This is a genomic window from Acinetobacter sp. YH1901141 (assembly GCF_013416935.1).
Classification (GTDB): domain Bacteria; phylum Pseudomonadota; class Gammaproteobacteria; order Pseudomonadales; family Moraxellaceae; genus Acinetobacter; species Acinetobacter towneri.
Map to the genome: position 1 here is coordinate 48,485 of NZ_VPEY01000013.1, position 22,165 is coordinate 70,649.

21 protein-coding genes and 1 tRNA gene are annotated in these 22,165 nt (G+C 41.1%); 9 read left to right on the forward strand and 13 right to left on the reverse strand.

Annotated features, from left to right (window positions below; translation table 11 throughout):
* Positions 1 to 159: 159 nt before the first annotated feature.
* Positions 160 to 441, reverse strand: a complete 282-nt coding sequence (locus FTV52_RS08790) for a DUF2798 domain-containing protein (protein ID WP_004970219.1) — start codon at positions 439 to 441, stop codon at positions 160 to 162.
* A 195-nt stretch (positions 442 to 636) separates the two neighbouring features.
* On the opposite strand from FTV52_RS08790, the gene argS reads away from it, so the two are divergent.
* Positions 637 to 2,427 carry an arginine--tRNA ligase gene (gene argS, locus FTV52_RS08795; RefSeq protein ID WP_179990595.1) on the forward strand — a complete coding sequence of 597 codons (1,791 nt, stop codon included), beginning with the start codon at positions 637 to 639 and terminating at the stop codon, positions 2,425 to 2,427.
* 34 nt (positions 2,428 to 2,461) lie between these two features.
* The gene (locus tag FTV52_RS08800) at positions 2,462 to 3,070 is read left to right on the forward strand and encodes an SPOR domain-containing protein (RefSeq protein ID WP_004970222.1); all 609 of its coding nucleotides are present in this window, start codon (positions 2,462 to 2,464) and stop codon (positions 3,068 to 3,070) included.
* A gap of 95 nt (positions 3,071 to 3,165) precedes the next feature.
* Here the strand turns inward: FTV52_RS08800 and FTV52_RS08805 are convergent, their stop codons facing one another.
* The 3 genes from FTV52_RS08805 to FTV52_RS08815 all read right to left on the reverse strand — a co-directional run bounded on the left by FTV52_RS08805 (position 3,166) and on the right by FTV52_RS08815 (position 5,321).
* Positions 3,166 to 3,819: a glutathione S-transferase gene (locus tag FTV52_RS08805; RefSeq protein WP_179990597.1), complete on the reverse strand. Its 654-nt coding sequence runs from the start codon at positions 3,817 to 3,819 to the stop codon at positions 3,166 to 3,168.
* Between the two features lie 123 nt (positions 3,820 to 3,942).
* Positions 3,943 to 4,341: an OsmC family protein gene (locus tag FTV52_RS08810; RefSeq protein ID WP_168418959.1), complete on the reverse strand. Its 399-nt coding sequence runs from the start codon at positions 4,339 to 4,341 to the stop codon at positions 3,943 to 3,945.
* Between the two features lie 32 nt (positions 4,342 to 4,373).
* Positions 4,374 to 5,321: a pirin family protein gene (locus FTV52_RS08815; RefSeq protein ID WP_179990599.1), complete on the reverse strand. Its 948-nt coding sequence runs from the start codon at positions 5,319 to 5,321 to the stop codon at positions 4,374 to 4,376.
* Between the two features lie 245 nt (positions 5,322 to 5,566).
* Between FTV52_RS08815 and FTV52_RS08820 the strand changes: the two genes are divergently transcribed.
* On the forward strand, positions 5,567 to 6,859 hold the full coding sequence (locus tag FTV52_RS08820) for a GGDEF domain-containing protein (RefSeq protein ID WP_179990601.1): 1,293 nt from the start codon (positions 5,567 to 5,569) through the stop codon (positions 6,857 to 6,859).
* A gap of 313 nt (positions 6,860 to 7,172) precedes the next feature.
* Here FTV52_RS08820 and guaA read toward each other — a convergent pair whose 3' ends face one another.
* A complete protein-coding gene (gene guaA, locus FTV52_RS08825) occupies positions 7,173 to 8,741 on the reverse strand; it encodes a glutamine-hydrolyzing GMP synthase (protein ID WP_004970232.1) in 1,569 nt (522 codons plus the stop codon).
* A gap of 222 nt (positions 8,742 to 8,963) precedes the next feature.
* A complete protein-coding gene (locus tag FTV52_RS08830) occupies positions 8,964 to 9,386 on the reverse strand; it encodes a DoxX family protein (protein WP_004970234.1) in 423 nt (140 codons plus the stop codon).
* A gap of 230 nt (positions 9,387 to 9,616) precedes the next feature.
* Between FTV52_RS08830 and FTV52_RS08835 the strand changes: the two genes are divergently transcribed.
* On the forward strand, positions 9,617 to 10,252 hold the full coding sequence (locus tag FTV52_RS08835) for a DedA family protein (RefSeq protein ID WP_168418963.1): 636 nt from the start codon (positions 9,617 to 9,619) through the stop codon (positions 10,250 to 10,252).
* Positions 10,253 to 10,353: 101 nt separating this feature from the next.
* Here FTV52_RS08835 and FTV52_RS08840 read toward each other — a convergent pair whose 3' ends face one another.
* The 5 genes from FTV52_RS08840 to FTV52_RS08860 form a co-directional block, all read right to left on the reverse strand.
* Entirely contained in the window at positions 10,354 to 10,944 is a 591-nt protein-coding gene (locus tag FTV52_RS08840; protein WP_104852858.1) for a LysE family translocator, read from the reverse strand.
* Between the two features lie 225 nt (positions 10,945 to 11,169).
* Positions 11,170 to 11,565, reverse strand: a complete 396-nt coding sequence (locus FTV52_RS08845; RefSeq protein WP_168418965.1) for a hypothetical protein — start codon at positions 11,563 to 11,565, stop codon at positions 11,170 to 11,172.
* A gap of 15 nt (positions 11,566 to 11,580) precedes the next feature.
* Entirely contained in the window at positions 11,581 to 12,417 is an 837-nt protein-coding gene (locus FTV52_RS08850; RefSeq protein WP_168541966.1) for a ParA family protein, read from the reverse strand.
* Positions 12,418 to 12,518: 101 nt separating this feature from the next.
* Positions 12,519 to 12,911: a SirB2 family protein gene (locus tag FTV52_RS08855; protein ID WP_104852855.1), complete on the reverse strand. Its 393-nt coding sequence runs from the start codon at positions 12,909 to 12,911 to the stop codon at positions 12,519 to 12,521.
* A 13-nt stretch (positions 12,912 to 12,924) separates the two neighbouring features.
* Entirely contained in the window at positions 12,925 to 13,236 is a 312-nt protein-coding gene (locus FTV52_RS08860) for a BolA family transcriptional regulator (RefSeq protein ID WP_104852854.1), read from the reverse strand.
* A 236-nt stretch (positions 13,237 to 13,472) separates the two neighbouring features.
* On the opposite strand from FTV52_RS08860, the gene FTV52_RS08865 reads away from it, so the two are divergent.
* Together FTV52_RS08865 and FTV52_RS08870 are read left to right on the forward strand one after the other, a co-directional pair.
* Positions 13,473 to 13,548, forward strand: a tRNA-Gly gene (locus FTV52_RS08865).
* Between the two features lie 349 nt (positions 13,549 to 13,897).
* Positions 13,898 to 14,209: a helix-turn-helix domain-containing protein gene (locus FTV52_RS08870; RefSeq protein ID WP_179990603.1), complete on the forward strand. Its 312-nt coding sequence runs from the start codon at positions 13,898 to 13,900 to the stop codon at positions 14,207 to 14,209.
* A gap of 65 nt (positions 14,210 to 14,274) precedes the next feature.
* On the opposite strand, the gene FTV52_RS08875 is transcribed toward FTV52_RS08870, so the two are convergent.
* Positions 14,275 to 17,622: a DEAD/DEAH box helicase gene (locus tag FTV52_RS08875; RefSeq protein WP_179990605.1), complete on the reverse strand. Its 3,348-nt coding sequence runs from the start codon at positions 17,620 to 17,622 to the stop codon at positions 14,275 to 14,277.
* Positions 17,623 to 18,263: 641 nt separating this feature from the next.
* Here FTV52_RS08875 and FTV52_RS08880 point away from each other — a divergent pair.
* A complete protein-coding gene (locus tag FTV52_RS08880; protein WP_016658858.1) occupies positions 18,264 to 18,527 on the forward strand; it encodes a type II toxin-antitoxin system Phd/YefM family antitoxin in 264 nt (87 codons plus the stop codon).
* The gene (locus tag FTV52_RS08885; protein ID WP_000203952.1) at positions 18,514 to 18,777 is read left to right on the forward strand and encodes a Txe/YoeB family addiction module toxin; all 264 of its coding nucleotides are present in this window, start codon (positions 18,514 to 18,516) and stop codon (positions 18,775 to 18,777) included. The genes FTV52_RS08880 and FTV52_RS08885 overlap by 14 nt, the downstream gene beginning before the upstream one ends.
* Positions 18,778 to 19,264: 487 nt before the next feature.
* Here the strand turns inward: FTV52_RS08885 and FTV52_RS08890 are convergent, their stop codons facing one another.
* A complete protein-coding gene (locus tag FTV52_RS08890; RefSeq protein WP_179990607.1) occupies positions 19,265 to 20,494 on the reverse strand; it encodes a hypothetical protein in 1,230 nt (409 codons plus the stop codon).
* A gap of 211 nt (positions 20,495 to 20,705) precedes the next feature.
* Between FTV52_RS08890 and FTV52_RS08895 the strand changes: the two genes are divergently transcribed.
* Entirely contained in the window at positions 20,706 to 22,076 is a 1,371-nt protein-coding gene (locus FTV52_RS08895; protein WP_179990608.1) for a phosphomannomutase CpsG, read from the forward strand.
* Positions 22,077 to 22,165 lie beyond the last annotated feature (89 nt).

Here is a 22,165-nt window from a genome sequence, read left to right on the forward strand (position 1 = left end):
TTCTAATCGGTTGCTGATGGCGCATGGATTGAGATGCACCATCTGACATCTGACTAGCTTAGCCCGAATTGTAGCAAATAGGGCATTTAGAAGTTTGATAACCAAATCTGAATGATTTTTATTTCTGATAGCCCATGTTATATAGGCATCGAACCTAATTTATTTGGGTGGTTGCAGTGGCGTCATATCTACAATTAAGCCAGTGAACTTACGCACCAAAGGCAGCACACATAATACGACTGGAAAAGCAAACGCCCAAGAAATCATCCAGTTATGCAACCACAGGGTAAAAAATCCCTCAATCCAGCCCAAATTTCGGATCATATTAATCAACGAAATGATGCCACTCATCAAACATGATAAAAAGAAAGGCATTACCACCGTGGCCCATTTCATGGGTAATTTGGGTACATTGCCAAAAATCATTGCACGTTGTTTCATGCTCCAGCCTTTTCGCCTCACTGAATGCCGCATACTATGCCATGAATTGCTTGCTTAAAGGATGATTTTTCAGGCAATTTGTTCATGCTTAGCTACAATCTCTGAAATTCGATAAAGCATACAATTGCACTCCCCTAAAGCCCCTGAAATTTGCTATATTTAGCGTTTTTCTGCACATCTATTTTTCGACTAAATATGAATACGGCAATACAAGCAGCGCTCGATCATGCAGTGCAATCCCTTCAAGCTGAAGGTGTACTCCCATCTGACTGGAACAATACGAGTAATTTAACCCGTACCAAAGACCGCAGCCACGGTGATTTCGCATCAAATATTGCCATGATTGCCTCTAAAGCCGCAGGCATGAAGCCACGCGATTTAGCCGAAAAAATTCTTGCTGCTCTGCCTGAAGTTGCAGACATCAGCAAAGCAGAGATTGCAGGCCCTGGTTTTATTAACTTCTTTTTAAATGCCGACCAGCGTTTTAGTGTTTTAGATCAAATTCAAGCACAAAAACAACAATTTGGACGCAGCCAAATCAATGCAGAAAAACGCATTCAGGTCGAGTTCGTTTCTGCTAACCCAACCTCAAGCCTACACGTGGGTCATGGTCGTGGTGCTGCTTATGGTATGACAGTTGCCAATTTACTTGAAGCCACAGGTGCTAAAGTTGACCGTGAATACTATGTCAATGATGCTGGCCGTCAAATGGATATTTTGGCGACTTCAACTTACTTGCGTTATTTGGAACTGGCAGGTCAAACGCTGGTGTTCCCCAAAAATGCGTATCAGGGTGACTACGTTAAAGACATCGCACAAAGCATTTTAAAACAGGATGGTGAACGCCATGTACGCCCTGTTGCAGATGTATATAACAATGTGCCTGAAGATGTGCAATATGCGGCAGAACTCGATGCCGATGGCAACAAAGTGGTCTTGTCGGGCGACAAAGAAAAACACATTGATGGTTTGATTTTCAATTCACAAACGCTCTTGGGTGATGATTATCGCGTGTTCCATCAGGCTGCGCTGAATGCTATTTTGGCCGACATTAAAGATGACTTGGGCGAGTTTGGTGTCACCTTTAACCAATGGTTTAGCGAAGCGTCATTGACTGAAAAAATTGATGAAGCTCTGCAAACACTAGATCAACGTGGTTATCTATACGAACAAGACGGCAATATCTGGTTTAAATCGACCACATTTGGCGATGAAAAAGACCGTGTGGTGAAACGCCGCAATGGTCAAACCACTTACTTTGCTTCAGACATTGCTTATCACCTGAATAAATTACAACGTGGCTACACAGACCTAATTGATATTTGGGGTTCAGATCACCACGGTTATATTTCACGTGTGAAAGCGGCCATTGATGCACTAGGCTACGACTCGAAAAAATTAACGGTACTGTTAGTGCAGTTCGTGAGCTTATGGCGTGGTGGTGAAATGGTACAAATGTCATCCCGTTCAGGTCAGTACGTGACCTTGCGTGATTTGCGTAAAGAAGTCGGCAACGATGCTGCACGTTTCTATTACGTCATGCGCAAATCTGAACAGCACATTGACTTTGACCTAGATTTGGCCGTTTCACAAAGTAAAGACAATGCGGTCTACTATATTCAATATGCTCATGCACGTATTTGTCGTATGCTCGAAAAAGCTGCTGCTACGCAATTGAATTTTAATGCGACAACTGCACGTCAGTTTGCCGCTAAACTTGAGCTAGATGCTGAAACTGAAATTTTAGCCAAACTGGCTGCGTATCCTGAAATTTTAGTACGTGCTGCCAACAGCCACGAACCGCATCAGGTAGGTAACTATTTGAAAGAATTAGCAGCATTGTTCCACGGTTGGTACAATGAGCATAAAGTTCTGAATGATGATGCAGCCTTGACTCAAGCACGCTTATTGCTTTCAGTAAACGTACAACAAGTCTTGCGTAATGGTTTAGAATTATTAGGTGTCTCTGCACCAGAAACAATGTAAAAGCCAAATAAAAGCATAACAAGAGGAAGTCCACGTGTTTGGAAAAACGCAACGCGGTGTATCTGAACGACCGAATAAGCCCAAAAAACCACTAATTCCAACGTGGTTAGGCACACTCGTGGTGATTTTAATCGTGTTGTGTTTTGCTGTAGCCTTAATGCTATGGAAACCGTGGGCACCTGTACAGCCTAAAGGGCAAATCAATTCTGAGCATTATCAGGAAGATACCAACAAAGACTATCGTTTTTATGATTTGCTGCCACAGCAACAGGTTACCCCAATTCCTGAGCAAGCGGTGCCTGAAACACAGCAACAGAATACCGTAGTCATTGTTGAAGCGCCTGCTGCTGTAGAGGCGCCAGCGGCCAGCGAAGCCAATGTTGGTCTGACAGAAATGCCTGCCCCTGTGGTACAAGCCAGCTATATTCTACAAGTGCGTAGCTATACCGACCCAGATGCTGCAGATGCACGTCGTGCCGAAATTATTTTGAATGGTTTATCGGCAGATGTAGTGAAAAGTGTAGAAGGTGGTGAAACTTGGTATCGGGTGATTTCAGGCCCTTATGATTCAGCCGATGCTGCAGTGATTGCTCAGCAAACTTTGCAGCATAGTGGAATTGATTCAATTGTCGTGAAACGCTAAGCCTCATTGTTATCAATCGACCAAAATCAATTAAAAAAAGATGCCTCGGCATCTTTTTTTAGGTCTATAGAACGATGTACTCACAAAAATCATCGCTAGATTTGCATTAACTGCTGCTCACGTTCGCGTGCACGCTGAAATGCAGGACGCTGTTCCACGCGTGCCAAATAAGCCGCAATCTGTGGATAATGATGCCCGGTACGGCTTTGCAATGCTTGGAGCGGGAAACCCATTTGAATATCGGCAAAAGAAAAATCCCCTGCAAAATAATCATGTTTGCCCAAATAATCTTCTAAATAAGCAATATGATCTTTTAAACGAGGCTGAATAAACCCTACTTTAACACCTGCAGTAATTTTTTGCGCCATTGGTCGAACTAACCATGGCACATGCTGCGGCACATTGGTCATCACCAACTGCATCACTAACAATGGCATTAATGAACCTTCGGCATAATGCATCCAGTATTGATAGGCTTGCTGTGCTGAAGCCTGCTGCGGTTTAAACTGCCTTTGCGTATCATAATGCTGCTGCAAGTACTCCAAAATGACAGCAGATTCTGCAATGGTCTGTTCTGCATCAGTCAAAATTGGTGCTTTACCCAATGGGTGAATCAGCTTCAATTCATTGGGCGCACTTAAATTGGGCTGACGATGGTAAAACTTGATTTCATAGTTCAAACTCAGCTCTTCGAGTGCCCACAAAATACGGAAAGAGCGGGATTGATCAAGGTGGTGTAAAGTAATCATAAACGTCCTATTTTGTTTTTATTGCATCTGTTTTAAGTGATTGTTATATCTTCTGTTTCACGCAACATTATAAAAAGGCATGTCCTGTATGCCTTTTTATAAGAGACAGATTCAACTCTAGGTTTAACCCAATTCAGTACGAATTTCCACACTGCGTAACAAGGTTTTAGTCACAGGTGTTTTTTGACAGATATTCAGTACTTTTTGCTGTAATTCTACATCCAATACCACTTCAGTTTGCACACGGCGTTCAATCCACTCCTGCCCTTCCTGATTGGTAAAGAAGTCCGCCTCGACCTGAATTTTGCCAAAATCCAAACCCTTATGCTGTGCATACATACGCAAGGTAATCATGGTGCAAGCGACCAAACTGCTACATAACAGATCATAAGGTGCAGGACCTGCATCTTGACCACCTAACTTTTCAGGCTCATCTACCTTCCATTGGTGCTGACCACTTTGAATCTGGCCTTGCCATGCTGTGTCTAAACTGCGTACCTGTGCTGTGCCAATCTTGGCCATAAGATGCTCCCTATAGATTGATATTCCATCATTTATTTTGATGCACGCATTTTTGCGGGGAAAGTCGGTGCTTCTAAACGTGGTCCATCGTAGTCTGGTATTGTGCCAAAACGGGGATCATGATTGACCCATTGCTCACGTGCAATGCTTAACTCTTCTTGGGTACGACCGACGAGATTCCACCACAACAAAATTGGCGACTCAAAAGGTAATCCGCCCAATAGCAACAGACGCGCACCCGCATGTAAATCTAGCTGAATTTCGGTTAAGCCCGGTTCAAGCACCAGCATATTTTCATCGTTTAATTCATGCCCATGCACAGTGGCTGTGCCTTCCAGCATCATCAAACCATATTCAAACTTAGGATTCAGCGGCAAACGAGTTGTCGTGCTAGTTTTACTATAAATATCCACCCCTAGCAACTCACTATGTACCAATACTGGCGAAGTGGTATTTAAAAACTCACCGACTAAAATGGTAAATTCCACTCCATCTTGCTGAACCACAGGCAGGTCAGGGTAATGATCAAAACGTGGCGCCATATTGCGCTGATCATCAGGTAAAGCAATCCACAATTGCGCTGTATGCATGTGTGTTTCGGTGTCGGGAGCAACTTCGGTATGTGAAATACCATAACCTGCAGTCATTAAATTAACCTGTTTGGGACGAATCAATTGCTTGGTACCCAAACTGTCGGTATGCATAATGCTACCTTCAATCATCCAGGTGAATGTTTGCAAACCAATATGTGGATGCGGCCCGACGTCTAAGCCTTCACCTTGTGGAAAATTGACAGGGCCTGCGTGATCCAGAAAACACCATGCCCCAATCATGCGTTTATGCCGACTCGGTAAAGCACGTTTAATTAAAGTTCCCTGCCCAATTTCAGCACTACGCAGTGGAAATTCCTGTATAAATTGCTTGACGTACTTATCACAATCGTCTGAATTGGAAAGCTCGGTATAATTGCTGTTGCTCATCCTATACCTATTATATTTCTGTAAATTCCTTGACTATTAAATACGCTAAATCACTAACGAAGAGCAAGATGAAATTTGTTGTTCTGATTTTTATGGTTCAAACTTGAACTACACCTTAAAATATATGGCATAATTTTGACCAAAATTTAAAAAAATAGAGAAAATACCCAAATTTAGGGAGGTTATTTTTTCTGCATTTTGCGCATAATCCTCACTATAAGTTATCAATTTGAGTAAATATCGCTATGTCTGTAAAAGCTCGAATGGGGGAACAGACCCGTTCGAAGATTTTAAGCAATCAGGAAGCCTCAGAAAAACTTTTAAAAACAACTGAGTGTGATCTTGAAAACCGACAAGCAATTGAAAAAGCATTGCAGCACCCTGCTGCGCAACTCCCGCCGCAATTTGAAACACATTTTTATCAACACCAGAATTTACATCAGCGTCGTTATTTACGCCAAGTCAATTACATTGGGCAAATGACGTTCCTGCTGTATTTCTTTATCGATAATTTCATCATTCCAGATGTCACTACGCTCTCGGCCACACTCCGTCTCAGTGCTGTTGTATTGGCGCTGATTGGCAATTATTTCTGCTTTAAATTGATCAAAGATATTCGCCTGCTGGATTTAATTTTACCGGTCAGCGCCACACTGTGCTGCGGTATTTGGTTCTATATCCTGTCGCAATCACAAAGCCCTTGGATTTCCACTTATGTGTATGCCTCGGTCATTTTTGTACTCATGGCCAATCTGTGTATTCAAGTGCGTTTCCGCCCTGCGGTCTATAATTCATTGGTCATGAGCGTACTCATGTTTTTTGGGGTGATTTCCCTCACCAACTTGCAGGATGCCTTAGTTTTTATGGTGGTGTATATCCCTGTATGTTTGTTGAGTTTGTATATCAGCTGGATCAATACCCTAAATGCCCGCCATCACTTTTTACGCAGTTTGCTGGATGACTGGAATTTTCATACCTTGCAAGCCTTGGCCCATACCGATGAACTGACCCAACTCAATAACCGACGTCAGTTTGTACACATGGCAGAACACAAAATTCATGCATGGCCTAAATCTGAATCGGTCTGCTTGCTAATGTTTGATGTCGACTTTTTTAAACAAATTAACGATACCTATGGGCACGATATTGGAGATCGAGTCTTACAAAATATTGCAGACATTGCCCGTAAAGAAATGCGCCGCAAGGATATTTTGGCACGCTTTGGCGGTGAAGAATTTATTGCGCTGCTCAGTGAAACCAGCTTAGATGAAGCATTGATGATTTCAGAGCGCTTAAGACAAAAAATTGCTCAGCATGAAATGTGCATTGATAAAAAATGTTTTAATTTCACTGTCTCCATTGGCGTGTCGAGTTTAAAACCACAACAAACCGACTTGCAAACCCTGATTAAAGAAGCCGATTTGGCCTTATACCAAGCCAAACAACGTGGACGAAATTGTGTCATCAGCTTTGATGTGGGGATGCCTGAGCCCCCTAAATCTGCGGTAAAAAAAGAAATTAAATCTTGGATTGTTTAGCATACATAAAAAAAGAGCACATGGAGTGCTCTTTTTTATGTGTAAGAGGAAAACCTAGCTGCCGCAAGCATCTTGCACCCATTTTAAAATCTGTGCTTTAAAATAGGCTCATGGCATAATTCAGGCGGACAGCAGTGCTGTCCGAAACCCCTAGCTGCCGCGCGCATCTTGCACCCATTTTAAAAGCCGTGCTTTAAAATGGGCTCATGTCGTAAAACTGGCAAGCAGCAGTGCTGCTTGAAACCCCTAGCTGCCGCGCGTATAGCGCTTGGCGTAATTCAGGCACGAAGCAGTGCTTCGTGAAATCCCTGAATTACTCCCATTCAATGGTTGCTGGTGGTTTAGATGATACGTCATACACCACACGTGAAACTTCTGCAATTTCATTCATAATGCGTGTTGAAATACGATCCACCAAGTCATACGGCAAGTGTGCGAAACGTGCGGTCATAAAGTCCACGGTTTCTACGGCACGTAGTGCGATTACCCATGCATAACGACGACCATCACCTACTACACCAACAGATTTTACAGGTTGGAATACTGCAAATGCTTGAGCTGTTTTGTCATACCAGCCACTTGCACGTAATTCCTGCATGAAAATATCATCAGCTAGACGTAAAATGTCTGCATATTCTTTTTTCACTTCACCCAAAATACGCACGCCCAAACCTGGACCTGGGAATGGATGGCGGTAAATCATGCTGTGTGGCAAGCCTAAAGTGGTGCCAAGCTTACGAACTTCATCTTTAAACAAGTCACGTAATGGTTCAACCAATTCAAAAGCTAAATCTTCTGGTAAACCGCCCACGTTGTGGTGTGATTTAATCACATGCGCTTTGCCTTGTTTGCTGGCTGCAGATTCAATCACGTCTGGGTAAATCGTACCTTGTGCCAAGAATTTCACGCCATCCAGCTTACGTGCTTCTTCGGCAAAAACTTCAATAAATTCACGACCAATGATTTTACGTTTTTTCTCTGGATCAACTTCACCAGCCAATGCACCTAAGAAACGCTGTTCAGCGTCGGCACGAATTACGCGAATCCCCATGTTTTCTGCAAACATTTGCATCACTTGATCGCCTTCGTTCAAGCGCAACAAACCGTTGTCTACAAATACACACGTCAATTGATCGCCAATGGCACGGTGCAATAAGGCAGCAACCACAGATGAATCGACACCACCTGACAAGCCAAGTAATACTTTTTCATTGCCAATTTGCTGACGTAATTGTTCTACACGCAAGTCGATGATGTGTTCTGGTGTCCACAAACCACGACAGCCACAAATTTGATGTACGAAGTTAGACAGTAGTTCTGCACCTTTAGCTGTGTGCGTTACTTCTGGGTGGAATTGAATACCATAGAAACGGCGTGTTTCATCAGAAATCATCGCCACAGGGCAGCTTGGTGTGCTTGCCGTAATTTGGAAGCCTTCTGGAATGCGTGCCACTTTATCGCCATGGCTCATCCAAACGTGCAATTGGTTTTCACGGTCTTGCAAGTTACCAATCAGTTTGTCACGTACCAAAATATCGACTTCGGCATAACCGAATTCATGCACTGAGCCTGCTTCAACCTTACCGCCCAGTTGTTCTGACATGGTTTGTAGGCCATAGCAGATACCCAGTACAGGTACGCCTAAGTTAAATACAATTTCAGGTGCGCGTGGACTACCCGCTTGGTGAACACTTTCAGGTCCACCCGATAAGATAATACCGTTTGGATTAAATGCACGAATGTCTTCTTCCGACATATCGTAGGCATACATTTCAGAATATACGCCCGCTTCACGAACACGACGTGCGATCAGCTGGCTATATTGCGAACCGAAATCCAGAATCAGGATACGATCTTCAGTAATTTGAGTATTGGTAGTCATGACAAACAACTATAGAAAGGCAAACGAATTAAGCGCGCTATTCTAGCATTTTTCCACGCCTTGCGCACACTATTCAGACAATCCTAAAAATGGCTATTTTTCTGCGTGCTATTGCACTGACCACACTCTAATTTTTAAAAGACTATGCATTTTCTATGGCATAAAAAAAGCAACCTTCTTGAAGATTGCTTAAATTGTTGAGCTGATGTGGAAATCAATGACTTACTTTTTTGCTTCCAAAAGATGGTCTAGACTTATTTTGCCTGCACCGTAAAGCATGATGTAGAAGAAACCGCCAGCCAAACCAATATTTTTCATAAAGTTCAGCGCATCTTCTGGTGCAGCATGGAATAAAAATGCAGTTAAAAGACTAAAAACACCTAAACCCAAACCCACGACACGTGCTTGTAAACCGAATAGAATTGCCAAACCACCACCAAGTTCTAGCAAAATCACCAAAGGTAGCAATGAACCTGAAACACCCATAGCTTGCATATAGCCCACTGTCGCATCATAGCCTGCTATTTTGCCCCAACCAGATACAATAAATAAATACGCTAAAAAAGCACGTGCAAATAAACTTACAATGGCTTGCACACTTGCTTTTTCGACCACACTTTTTAACACAACATTTGGATTAAACATCAGATCACCTATATTTTTGATTCATTCTTGAAGACAAATACATCTTAGTTTTTTCAAAATTTAGGATAAATACGCATTTAAAAGACATGTTGTTGCATCTATGCAACGAAAAAAACCGATGTGGCTGGTCTGGCATCCCTAAAATTGCTGTGAAAATTATTTACCTTTTCATACTGACTTTCCGCCTGTGGACTGCTAGGATTTGAGCACACTTTCGCTTGTTTTTTCCCATGGAACTGATTGATTTTATATTACACGTCGATGAACATTTGCTCGAATTCATCACCCAATATGGGGTATGGATTTACGCCATTTTATTCCTGATTATTTTTGTAGAAACAGGCTTGGTGGTCATGCCGTTTTTACCAGGCGACAGTTTACTTTTTGCAGCAGGTGCACTCGCTGCTTCAACAGGTGTGATGGACCCTTGGTTACTCGGAGTTTTACTATTCATAGCCGCAGTACTGGGCGACACCCTGAATTATCATATTGGTAAATATATTGGCCCACGGGTTTTCGAGCTTGAATCACGTTTTATTAATAAAAAGCATTTGATCGAAACTCAAAAGTTTTTTGAACGTCATGGGGGTAAAACCATTATTTTTGCCCGCTTTGTGCCTTTTGCACGTACCTTTGCACCATTTGTAGCGGGTGCAGGCAGTATGAATTATAAATACTTTCTGACCTATAACGTGGTTGGGGCATTTTGTTGGATTGCTTCGTTTATTACCCTAGGCTACTTATTTGGAAATATGCCAATTGTGAAAGACAATTTTACCTATTTAATTTTCGGTATTATTATTCTGAGTGTTTTGCCAGGGGTGATTGGTTTTATTCGCCAAAAACTCAAGAAAAAGCCTGCTTAAATATACGCATATTGGAAAAATTCAAGCGTTGAATACTCGACCTACAAGGATGCACTACGCATCCTTGGTTTGATCTTTACGTCGATTCTGTCTTTGAACCCTTAAAAGAACCGTGCCACCACAGGCAACATACATACCACTAAAAGTAAGGCCGAACCTTTATAGAGCAAATCGGCTGTGACTTTTTTAGTTTCTCTGGCCAAAATCACCCGTCCAAATGACATCCAAAATAATGCGGTAGGTAACAACACCAAACTAAATAGCACGTAGACCACCGCTACATTGGTCGGGTTATTCCATGTTTCTACCGGAAAAATACCCGCAGCAAATAACAAGGCTTTTGGATTTTTAAAGGTGGAGAAAAATAATTGCGCAGGGCGAATGGTTGGATACTTCTGACTGTGCTGCTCTAAATGTGACTGCTTCCATAAATGAAAGGCCATCCAAAATACATAGCCCGCACTCAAAATATGCAAAATATCAATAAAATACGGCCAGATTGGGGCACTTAAATGAATCAGCAGAGCCCATAAGCTAATTGCATAAGCATAGCCAAATAATTCTGCAGGAATCAGCATACTGGTTTTCGCAATGCCCTGTTGATGCGCTGAACTTGCCAATAATGCATTGGTCGGTCCAGGAATCATCAAGACCGCGATCATGGCCAAGACAAACCACCAACTTTCAATCATAAACACCAAAGTACGCCAGTCAAACAGGAGCACACCTTATATGAAAGCCATAAAAAAAGACAAGTTTTTCTAATACGCCAATACTGACCAAAGCGTATAAATATAACGACAATTCAATCTAAGTTTTTGTTTTTATATGTTTCATTTTAGGGAAGCTCTGAAACATTTTGCTAAAAAATTTTCAGCTATGGCTGTGCCATATAGGCACAACCACAGTGTTTTTTCTTAAGATGTTGCAGGTTTAAGCTTCACTATAATCGGGCAGGCTTTAAATTTTGCAGCCTGCACAATCGCTTCTTGCTCACCCAATAAACGTGCTAATTCGGTATTTTTGGTATTGGAAGACTGTCCCATATTCACCGAAACACTAGGTCCAATGCCCCAACCACCTCGGCTGCCCCAGCCACCACCTAAGCCCACGCCTACACCAACGCCTGTACGTTTTGGTGCCTGCACACCACTTTCAATATATTGTTGAATGCGGTTATATTCACTTTGTAATTGCTGGCAATTCAAGGCCTGATAATGCGTAGGTGACACATAAGTCGGCTTGACTGTAGTCGCACACGCACCTAACAACACACTACTGACCGCCAAAAGACCGATTGCAAATGTTTTCATGTTCACCTCTGCGTATCACGCTTGCTCAATTTCATTGAACAACGATTGATAGGCCTGCGTCAATTTATGATCTGTTGCCAAATGAATTAATGGCAAATTTTTATGATGTGATTCTTTCATCAACACTGAAGGCGGCAACATACTGTTCAGGACAGGCAAGCCCTCTTCTTTGAGTTGCTGAACCACTTCACGCGGCAACTTGGCCTGCGCCTGAAACTGATTCACCACAATCCCTTCAATTTCCAGATGTGGATTATGATCATCCTGAGTTTCCAATACATTTTCAATCAAGCTTTGTAAGGCACGTTTAGAAAACACATCACAGTCAAAAGGAATGAGCACCCGATCTGCAGCAATTAAGGCAGAGAGCGTAAAAAAGTTAAACGCAGGTGGAGTATCAATAAATACACGGTCATATTGATCCGACAATTGCTGTAAGGCATCACGTAGTTTATAAATTTTATGTTTAGATTCTAAGGCATGTGCTAAACCACCCAATTGCGGGCTAGCAGGAATCACATCCAGATTCTTGAACGGTGACTGATGCACATAAGCTTCTAAACCTTTGCTGCGGTTTTTTAAAATAGAGCCTAGCGCATTGCCCAATAAACCTTTGGACTGATTACCCCCCAAAACCTCTTCAAAATAATTTTCAATATTGGGTTCAAGTGCAGGTTTATCGGCAGAATAGGTCGCATCATCGCCCAGTAAATATTGACTGGAGTTGGCTTGCGGGTCGAGATCAATCACCAGTGTTTTTAGCCCCTGATGAGCACTGATTGCTGCCAAATTCACGGTAATACTGGATTTTCCAACACCACCTTTCTGATTAAACACCACACGTGTGCGCATTGTCGCCCCTCGTTGAATGACTTCAGTTCTTGTTATATGTTCAGTTTAACCGACCCGCTATGATTGTTGGTACATAGTGTCTAACAATCCTTAAACTTACCCTAGCCAAAACTTGGTTTAAGCATGACCAAACCTAAAATGGCAATGAAGGCAATCAGAGCCAGTCCCCAACCAACACGGCGCTGCACCAGCAAAATACGCTCATCTTTTTTATACGCTTTAATCAAAGAAGAAAGCATCACAAAAAATAAAATAATTTTGGCATAAAACCAAGCTTCGACCTGAAAATCCTTCAGAAATAAGGCAATGACTCCTGTCACCACAATCAGCGTGAGTGCCGAATGCTGCAAAGCTACAAAGACTTTCCATGCTTTAGGGTTTGGAGAGTGGTTCAATGTACCTTTAAATAAAGTCATGGCACGCACCACAATCACCAACAGCAACAAAGCCACTGCAGCAACGTGAATATTGTTCAGCATTGATAAATTTTCCATCTATAGCCTTCCCTTACGCATCTTTTGGTGCATGTGCACATTCAGGGCTTGACGTATCTTGGCCTTGCCACTCAGAGGCAACAAAGGCATGAATCGCAAGCGCATGAATTTTATTTGGCGCGAGTAGATCACCCACAGCGGCATAAATTTTTTGATGACGTTGTACCGAACGTAAGCCCTGAAAAACATCACTGACCATCACCACTTTAAAATGGGATTCTTTTCCTGGGAAATAACCGCCATGCCCTGCAGATTCATTCACAACTTCTAAATGACTTGGATTTAAAGCAGCTAAGCGTTGCAACAATTGTTGTTCTAAACTCATGATTGTATTTCCCAAAATGGTTTAAAGGCTGCCTAGCAGTATAACTGCGTTCTATACAATTCTCAGCACTTTGGCAGAATCATTCGTGCTTGGTGCTGTTACAGCGTGTTTTTCTACTTAAATTTGGCGATCTCATCGCCAGTTGTTCTAAAAAATGTCGTTTATTTATGCAATTAAGCTAATTTTTTGCATAAATGGATTGACCCTATTTTTGCATAATGTATTATACACCGCATGCGGGAATAGCTCAGTTGGTAGAGCACAACCTTGCCAAGGTTGGGGTCGCGAGTTCGAGTCTCGTTTCCCGCTCCAGATTCTAAAAGCCTCAGTTGAATGACTGGGGCTTTTTTATTGTTGTTTTATTCAATATTTTACTTCATAAGAAATTTTTATACTTAAAAAAGTAAGTTTACAAAAGTGCTCTTTCAAAACTGTGAACAAAAAACCGTGTAGATGATGCTCCAAAGTATCAATCATACAAGATAAAAAAAACTCCAAAACAAAAGATAGTATTAGCTACTACTAAGTGGCTTATGTTAAACAAGATCAGCTTGCCTAGATCCTAAATATTGATGCCGCGGAGCCTGTTAATAATTTCTGTCATTGCTTCTTAATAAAAAAGCAACTAATATGCTTCTTATACCACCAAAAAGCAATAAATATGTCTACACCAAATAAGTCTTTACTACAGCAAGTCAAAAAAAGACGAACCCTATTGGGTTTAAAGCAAGTTGATATGCAATCACGTACAGGCATTTCAAGACAGCAGTACCAAAAACTGGAAAGTCAAGGCAATCCTCGATTAGATACCTTAGAAATTATTGCGGCAGGACTAAATGCTCAACTGATGCTCATCCCAGATGATAAGGTTCATTTGATTAGACAATTATTGAATGATGAAATTAAAGTCACTATTGAAGATCAAGATGACTTAATGTCTAACCCATGGAAAGGTCTTCTCGGAGGAGAGTAACAGTGGAAAAAATTGCATCCAGACTTTCAGATACTTACAGATGATTAGGGTAATCTGAAACCAAACTAAAATTTCTCAAACAAGTTCATCACGTCATTTTCCGTCAGTTTCGCTTCGCCCTCATGATCGGTACTTAGAATAGAGTGTGCCAGTTCTGCTTTATTTTGCTGTAAGGCAAGAATTTTTTCTTCTATGCTTTTATTGGTAATCAGCTTATACACAAATACTGGCTTGTCCTGTCCAATCCGCCATGCACGATCTGAAGCTTGATCTTCAGCAGCAGGGTTCCACCATGGATCATAGTGAATGACCGTATCTGCGGCAGTTAGATTCAAACCGACCCCTCCTGCTTTCAGACTGATTAAAAATACCGGCACTTGTCCAGACTGAAACGCTGTAATGACTTCATCTCGCTTTTTGGTCTTTCCAGTCAGCTTCACATAGCCAATTTCTGCGTGATGGAACTGTTGTTCAATCAGTTCCAACATTGAGGTAAACTGAGAGAAGATAAGAATTTTTCGCCCCTCTTCCACCATTGGAACGACCATATCCATCAACTGTTCAAGTTTGGCAGAATGCGCCTGCCCAATTTTCACTGAATCCAGCTTTAGTAAGCTAGGATGGCAGCACACCTGACGTAGCTTCAGTAAGGCATCTAAAATTTGAATTTGACTACGTTTAAAGCCTTTTTCTGCCACAATTTTCTGAATGCTTGCCTGCATCGTGGCACGAACAGCCTCATATAACTTGGATTGCTGGTCATTCATATCAATATTGACTTCAATCGTGGTTTTTTCTGGCAACTCTTTGGCTACGTCAGTTTTCAAGCGACGTAAAATGAAGGGCTTAATCCGGTTGACCAACTTTTGTCTTAACTGCTCATCACCGCGCTTTTCAATCGGATGACGGTACTTTTTATTAAAAATTTCTTGTGAATATAAAAATCCTGGCATCAGGAAATAAAATAGTGCCCACAGCTCACCCAAATGATTTTCCATAGGTGTACCGGTTAGACATAGACGATGTCGCGCTGTTAATTGCCGTACTACCTGTGCAGCTTTGGCGCGCGGATTTTTGATATTCTGCGCCTCATCCAAAATGAGTTGATGATATTCATATTGCTTTAGTTGCTCTTCATCTCTCGCCAGAAGCGGATAGGTGGTTAACACAATATCATAGTGCGGAATCTGCTCAAAATACTGATGGCGATCGGGCCCCTGTAGCAGCAATAGCTTGAGCTCTGGGGTAAATTTCTCCGCTTCTTTGAACCAGTTATGCATCAGCGATGTGGGTGCAACAATTAAGGCGGGACTATCCTGCAAATATCCAGCCTGCTTTTCCATGAGTAAATGGGCTAAAGTTTGTGCTGTTTTCCCCAAGCCCATATCATCTGCCAGAATCCCGCCATGCTGGGTTTCCCTTAAAAACTGTAACCAGCCTAAGCCCTGCTGCTGGTATAGACGCAACTCCCCCTGAAAACCTTGTGGTGTTGGCAGTTGTTGCTGATAGCCTTGTTTGAATTTATGTACAAATTTCTGCAGGCGATCACTGACCTGCCATGTCATCCCAAGATTATGCTGCAATTCTAATAATTGACTCGCATCATAGCGATCAATACTGCGCTCTTCTTGCTGTAAAATGCTCTGCAGATGCAATAATACCGGCTTAATATCCCTAGCGGATAGCGCCAAATCAGGTTGATCAACTGCAGTTTTCACGGTGAAAATTTGACTGTCATGCAGATGAATAAAAGTCCGCGGATCAAGTAAATCAGGATTTACTCGCACCAAAGCTACGAGCGCATCAAGTAAATTATAAGAATTGCCTGCACTGTCTTGAACCGTCGCCCCGATATTGAACCAGTCCTGCTGGCCTTCAGATTCAGTGATAGAAATATTTAAATTTTCAACATATTGCAGGTTAAAGGGGCTGTTTTCCAGATGCTCTATCTGCCAGCCCATCAACTCAATTTGATTGATGGGCATCAGCTGTTTGATCCAGTCTCCATAGAAAGCAAAAACCATAGAATCGAGACGTTGTTTATCCAGTTTTAATTGCTGGTCATAACTAAGATCTTTCACCCACTTCAGTGATTCGACCAATAGCTGTAAACGCTGGATTGACTGTTGTTCCTGAACTAAGTCCCGAAGCTGTCGCACCATTTTGTCATGCTGCTCACCAATGAAACTGTCACCTGATGTACCTGCTTTAATTCGCCCGCCTGCATAGGAGAATTCAATTTCAGCACAAACAGACTCCTCCCATTTCCAATCAAATTTATCTAAAACACCGAAGCGTAAAATTGGCTGGGGATTACCCTGTAAGACTTCAATCTCTTGAAGAAACCCAGGTTTCGGCAAGTTATGTATCGTTGTAGATTGATGGGTAAGCTGCTCAAACTCAGTCAAAACCGTCGCAGGCATCTCTGGCATCCGCCAAAGGTAGTACAGTAAATCCGATGTATATTCACTATAGAGTTGCCCTACCGTATTCTTGTGAATATCGATATAACAAAGTGGCTGACTTACAAGAATTTGAAGATGTGGATTCGATTTTAAATTGAGTCGAACATTTCCATTGACCAACTCAAAATCTAAGTGCTCAGTCTGTTTTTCAATGCTCTTTTGCCAAGAAAATTCAAGCTGATAGCTTTGTTCTGACCATGTAAGTGGAGCATCACTTTTTTGTTTCCAATAGACATCACCACTCTGAATGAAAGATTTAAAATGCTCTAAGACAATGCCTGATATATCAAGACTATTTCCATAAGAAAACTCATTCTGATTGAGCTTGGCATAATAATAAATTTGATTAAATAATTGTCGCTTCCCATCAGGCAAAGACAGACGTTTTTTTAGAATATTGCCATATTCAGTATAAGAACTGACACCTGTGATCGTCCCACTTTTATTACGTCTACCTTTGCGAACCTCAAGTTTTAACCCGAATAGACCTAAAGGCTGATCTAAATAATAAAGTAAATAATTACTCGTTGTCTTTTGCTGCTCTAACTGGGTATGTTGTAAATACTGCTTAAACTCACTTAACCAGCGTTGTGCTTGATTAATTGCAACCCGATCTTTTTGAGTGTGAGATGATGACTGAGAGTCAACATAGCTCTTCAGATATCCTTCTCGATATTCTTGATAAAATAATTTGGCTAAAGCAGCAGCATGTTTACAGTTATATCCAACCGGACAAGTGCAGTCGTCATCAATTAAACGGTCCTTTTTAAGATTATAGGTAATTGCAGTATCGTAATAATCTGTCCCTTCAATTTGGGCATACATCGTGACATCGTCATTTTCCTCAAAGAACTCAATCGTTTTCCTATCAATGTGTTTAGCATAGCTCTGGCTGCGCTGAAGAGTTGCAGTACTAAAGCGAGATAGAAAATTGATCAATGAGGACATAATTACCAGACACTAAAAATGTTTATACAATTATAACGGACAAAGCTGTCATTTCAGAATAGTAGGGCTTTGTTGCACAAAGATTTATAATTTGAAGCATCCCCCCAACTCACTCAAATTTAAATTATAACTCGCTATCTGGTAGTGAACTTTGGTGTTTTTTCTATTGGCTGGCGTAAATACTTTTAAGCTGCCTGAGGTATCAGCAAAGGCAGAGCCCTGCCCATCGACCCCATTGCTTCAGACTACTGGGGCCAGATATTCCAGATTGAACTGATAGCAAATCCCGGTTCCTCGTGACACCATGCAAAATTAATAGAGCTTAAAGCAAGTTGTTAGACTCTATTAGATTGTAAATATCTAATTAGACTTCTTTAATTTAATAGTATCTTCAGTCGGCTCTGTTGTATAAATATGTAAGCATCTGATTTAAATAAATTTAATTTTGGATCAAAAAATAATCAAAACTTTTAAAATCATATAGTTATGAAATCTTTATGCAACAAAGCCTATTTGATATAAAACTGTTACACAAAATTGACAACATGTACAGAATTCTGTACATTTTAGATTGTAAAGTTCGATCACTATCATCTAGTCAGTAGCGTTTTAACACAGCTTACTTTATGAGGGAGAAATATATGCATGTATTTACATATACAGACGCACGTAACAACTTAAAATCTGTTTTAGATAAAGTTATTGATGATGCAGATGTCGCTTTCATTACAAGAAAAGAAGGCGGTCATGCTGTAGTAATGGGACAAGATCATTACGACAGTTTAATGGAAACGTTGTATCTCCTTTCATCTCCAAATAATACCACTCGTTTAAACGAATCAATTGCTCAATTACGCGCAGGTAAAACCAAACAAAGAGAGTTGATTATAGATGACGAGTCGTAATGTCGAATGGACTGAAAATGCCTGGGATGAATATATCTATTGGCAAACACAGGATAAAAAGATACTCAAACGTATCAATACCTTAATCAGAGAATGTCAAAGAACACCCTTTGAAGGAACTGGAAAACCAGAACCTTTAAAAGCAAATCTTTCAGGATTCTGGAGCCGTAGAATTGATGAGAAGCATAGATTAGTTTATGAAGTGACGGATGAACGAATTTCCATTATTCAATGTCGGTTCCATTACTAATAATATTCCCTATTCTTAGTATGGGAGTTAATTACTCTCTCATCACAAAATTATACCAGTCAGTAAAATACCCTTAGATTAAGCATATGCATGTTGGTTATTATTGTTGATTATCACAATAAATTAGTGACCATAAATCAAAGTACCCCACCCCACCTTAAATTACGTCACACAAAATAAAAACTCTATATAACTGTTATATATAGAGTTTATTAAGGTACCAATTATGTTATTTAGTGTATTTTATGTCGGTGACTCTTGCCAAGGTTGGGGTCGCGAGTTCGAGTCTCGTTTCCCGCTCCACATTCTAAAAGCCCCCATCGAAAGATGAGGGTTTTTTTTTATTAAAAAAAACTCAACCTCTCCTTCACCAACATCACGCGATAGGGTGAAAACATGTTGATTACGGAGTCTGGCGGCATGGGCTACTGACATAGATGTTCCAAGCCCAAGCTTCGCTTTATTCCAGAACCAAACCTCAGTATGTCTACATCATCACAGCATGCATTTCCCACACATATTGACTGCGCATCAATTGTTTTAATTGTTTAAGGTCTTGATATTTTTCCAGTATCTCTTGTGCTCGAGCTAATTTTTGTTGGGCATGCCGATAGTCTTGCTCATATTTTCGATACAAATCTTGCACTTTAATTTTACGGTTAGAATATAAAAACAGCCCCCAATCAAAAGAGTAAATAATGTCATCTACTTGCATTTGCAAAGTTTCTAACTGTTCTTCTAAAAGCAGGTTATACGCTTTTAATTGTTGATTGGCGAAAGATAGATTGTGCTGCTGACCCAACTGAATTTGCAAATTTAGCAAGGTCAATAAATCATTGGCTTCATAAGCTTGATTGGCTTGCTGCATCAATGCGGTTTTTTCTTGTTTTTTCTGCTCATCTTGCTCACGATCTGGGTGAATCCACGCTGTAATTTTTAAGTAAATCGTTTTGATGGACTGATTTGCCAGTTTCTTTGCTTCTTCACGCTGTTGCTGTTTTTTTGCTGCTTTGGCTTTTTCACGGGCAATTTGCTGTTCGGCAAAAGCTTTTTGAGCACCACTCAACTGACTTAAAAAATCTAGCTCCTCTTGATCTTGCATTTTTTGTTCAAATTTTTCTATAAAATCATCTAAATCTAATGGATCATGCTGAAAATCAAAAAAATCTAGATCTAGGTCATATTCTTCACAGAGAAAATGTTTCAAACTGTCCAACTTGAGCTGTGCTAGTCGTTCTTGTTCAGAAGCATCATCTTCAAAGCCACCTTGCTCAAAGTTTTCTTCTGCGAACTCAGACTCAGTTTTAGCCTCTAACATCTCATCTAGATCATCTAAGTCTGGCCGCTCAAAATCATAGCCATAATGATTCAGCAATTCTGTTAAAAACTGAACTTGTTCGGCAGACATCTGCTGCGATTCTAAAAGCTGCAAACTGAGTTGCTCAATTTTTTGAGCAAGTTTAGTTTGTTGGGCTGCCGTCATTTTTTGTTGTTTTTGCTGAAGCAATTGTTGAATTTGCTGAAATATAATTTCACGCAATTGCGTATAGGTTGGTAAAATTTCTCGGCTGGCACGTGCCTGAATATCGGCTTGTGCGGTCTGCCATTCATTCAAGCGTACTTGTTCCTGCTCAATTTTTTGACATAATTTCTGAAATTTTTTCTGTGGCGCAGAAAGTTTCTGCTCTGGCTCTAAAGTACTTTTCTGTAATTTCATCTTCAATCATATCGAACACATAAGTCTGAGCCGTATTTTAACCAACTTCACTCAATAAAAAACACCCTTGCCATCACCACATCTTTTCTCATCCATAGTCTTTGACCTGAAACATCTTCAAGCAATTGATCTTCCATTCTATACAGCACATTACACACAGTTCGATTATCATAGGCAGCAATACGATTTTTCCAAATATTTAGGACAATACATGAGCACATTAACCTGTTTTAAAGCCTATGACATTCGCGGAAAATTGGGCACAGAACTCAATGAAGAGATTGCCTATAAAATTGGTCGTGCTTACGGACAAATTTACCAACCTAAAACCGTTGTAATTGGCTGCGATATCCGTCTCAGCAGCGAAAGCTTAAAGCAAGCCACCATTCGTGGGTTAAATGATGCAGGGGTCAATGTGCTCGACTTGGGCATGACAGGCACAGAAGAAGTCTATTTCGCAGCCTTTCATTTAGACGTGCAAGGTGGCATTGAAGTGACTGCTAGCCATAACCCCATGGACTACAACGGCATGAAACTGGTACGTGAAAATGCACGTCCGATTAGTGCCGATACCGGCCTAAAAGACATTCAGGCTTTGGCAGAATCGGGCGAATTTACCCCAGTTGAGCACAAAGGTAGCACTCAAAGCTACAATATTTTGCCTCAATTTATTGACCATTTAATGACTTATATCGAGCCTACCAAAATTCGCCCAATGAAACTGGTCATGAATGCAGGCAATGGCGCTGCAGGGCATGTGGTCGATGCGATTGAGCAAAAATTCAAAGCTCTGAATATCCCTGTTGAGTTTGTCAAAATTCATAATGATGCCGATGGTACTTTCCCCAATGGTATCCCGAACCCAATTTTAGTGGAAAACCGTGACAGTACCCGCAATGCCGTATTAGAACATCAAGCCGACATGGGCATTGCGTGGGATGGTGACTTTGATCGCTGTTTCTTGTTCGATGAAAAAGGCCAGTTTATTGAAGGCTATTATATTGTCGGCTTATTGGCACAGGCATTTTTACTCAAACAAGCAGGTGAGAAAATCGTGCATGACCCACGTTTAGTCTGGAATACCTTTGATGTGGTCGCTCAATATCAGGGTGAAGCGATTCAATCTAAATCTGGGCATGCCTTTATTAAAGATGTAATGCGTGAACACAATGCTGTTTACGGCGGTGAAATGAGTGCACACCACTATTTTCGTGATTTTGCCTATTGTGACAGCGGCATGATTCCTTGGTTATTGGTGCTTTCTGTGTTGTCTGAAACAGGAGAATCGCTATCGAGTCTGGTCGAAGAAATGATTGCCAAATTCCCATGTTCGGGGGAAATTAACTTTAAAGTGGCCGATACTCAAGCCACCATCCAAAAAATCTTTGAGCATTATGCTAGCCAAAACCCAGCAATTGACCAAACCGATGGCGTGAGTCTTGACTTTGGTGCATGGCGTTTTAATGTGCGTGCGTCAAATACTGAGCCATTATTGCGCTTAAATATTGAAAGCCGTCGTGGCCACAATCCACGCCCCATGCAGGACTATGTGGATGAGTTGACGCAACTCATTCAAGCTTAATCTGAAAAATCAAAGCAATATAAAAATGGGAGTCAAAACTGACTCCCATTTTATATGCCCTAAATTTTGTGGCTGAGTGTATGGCTAGA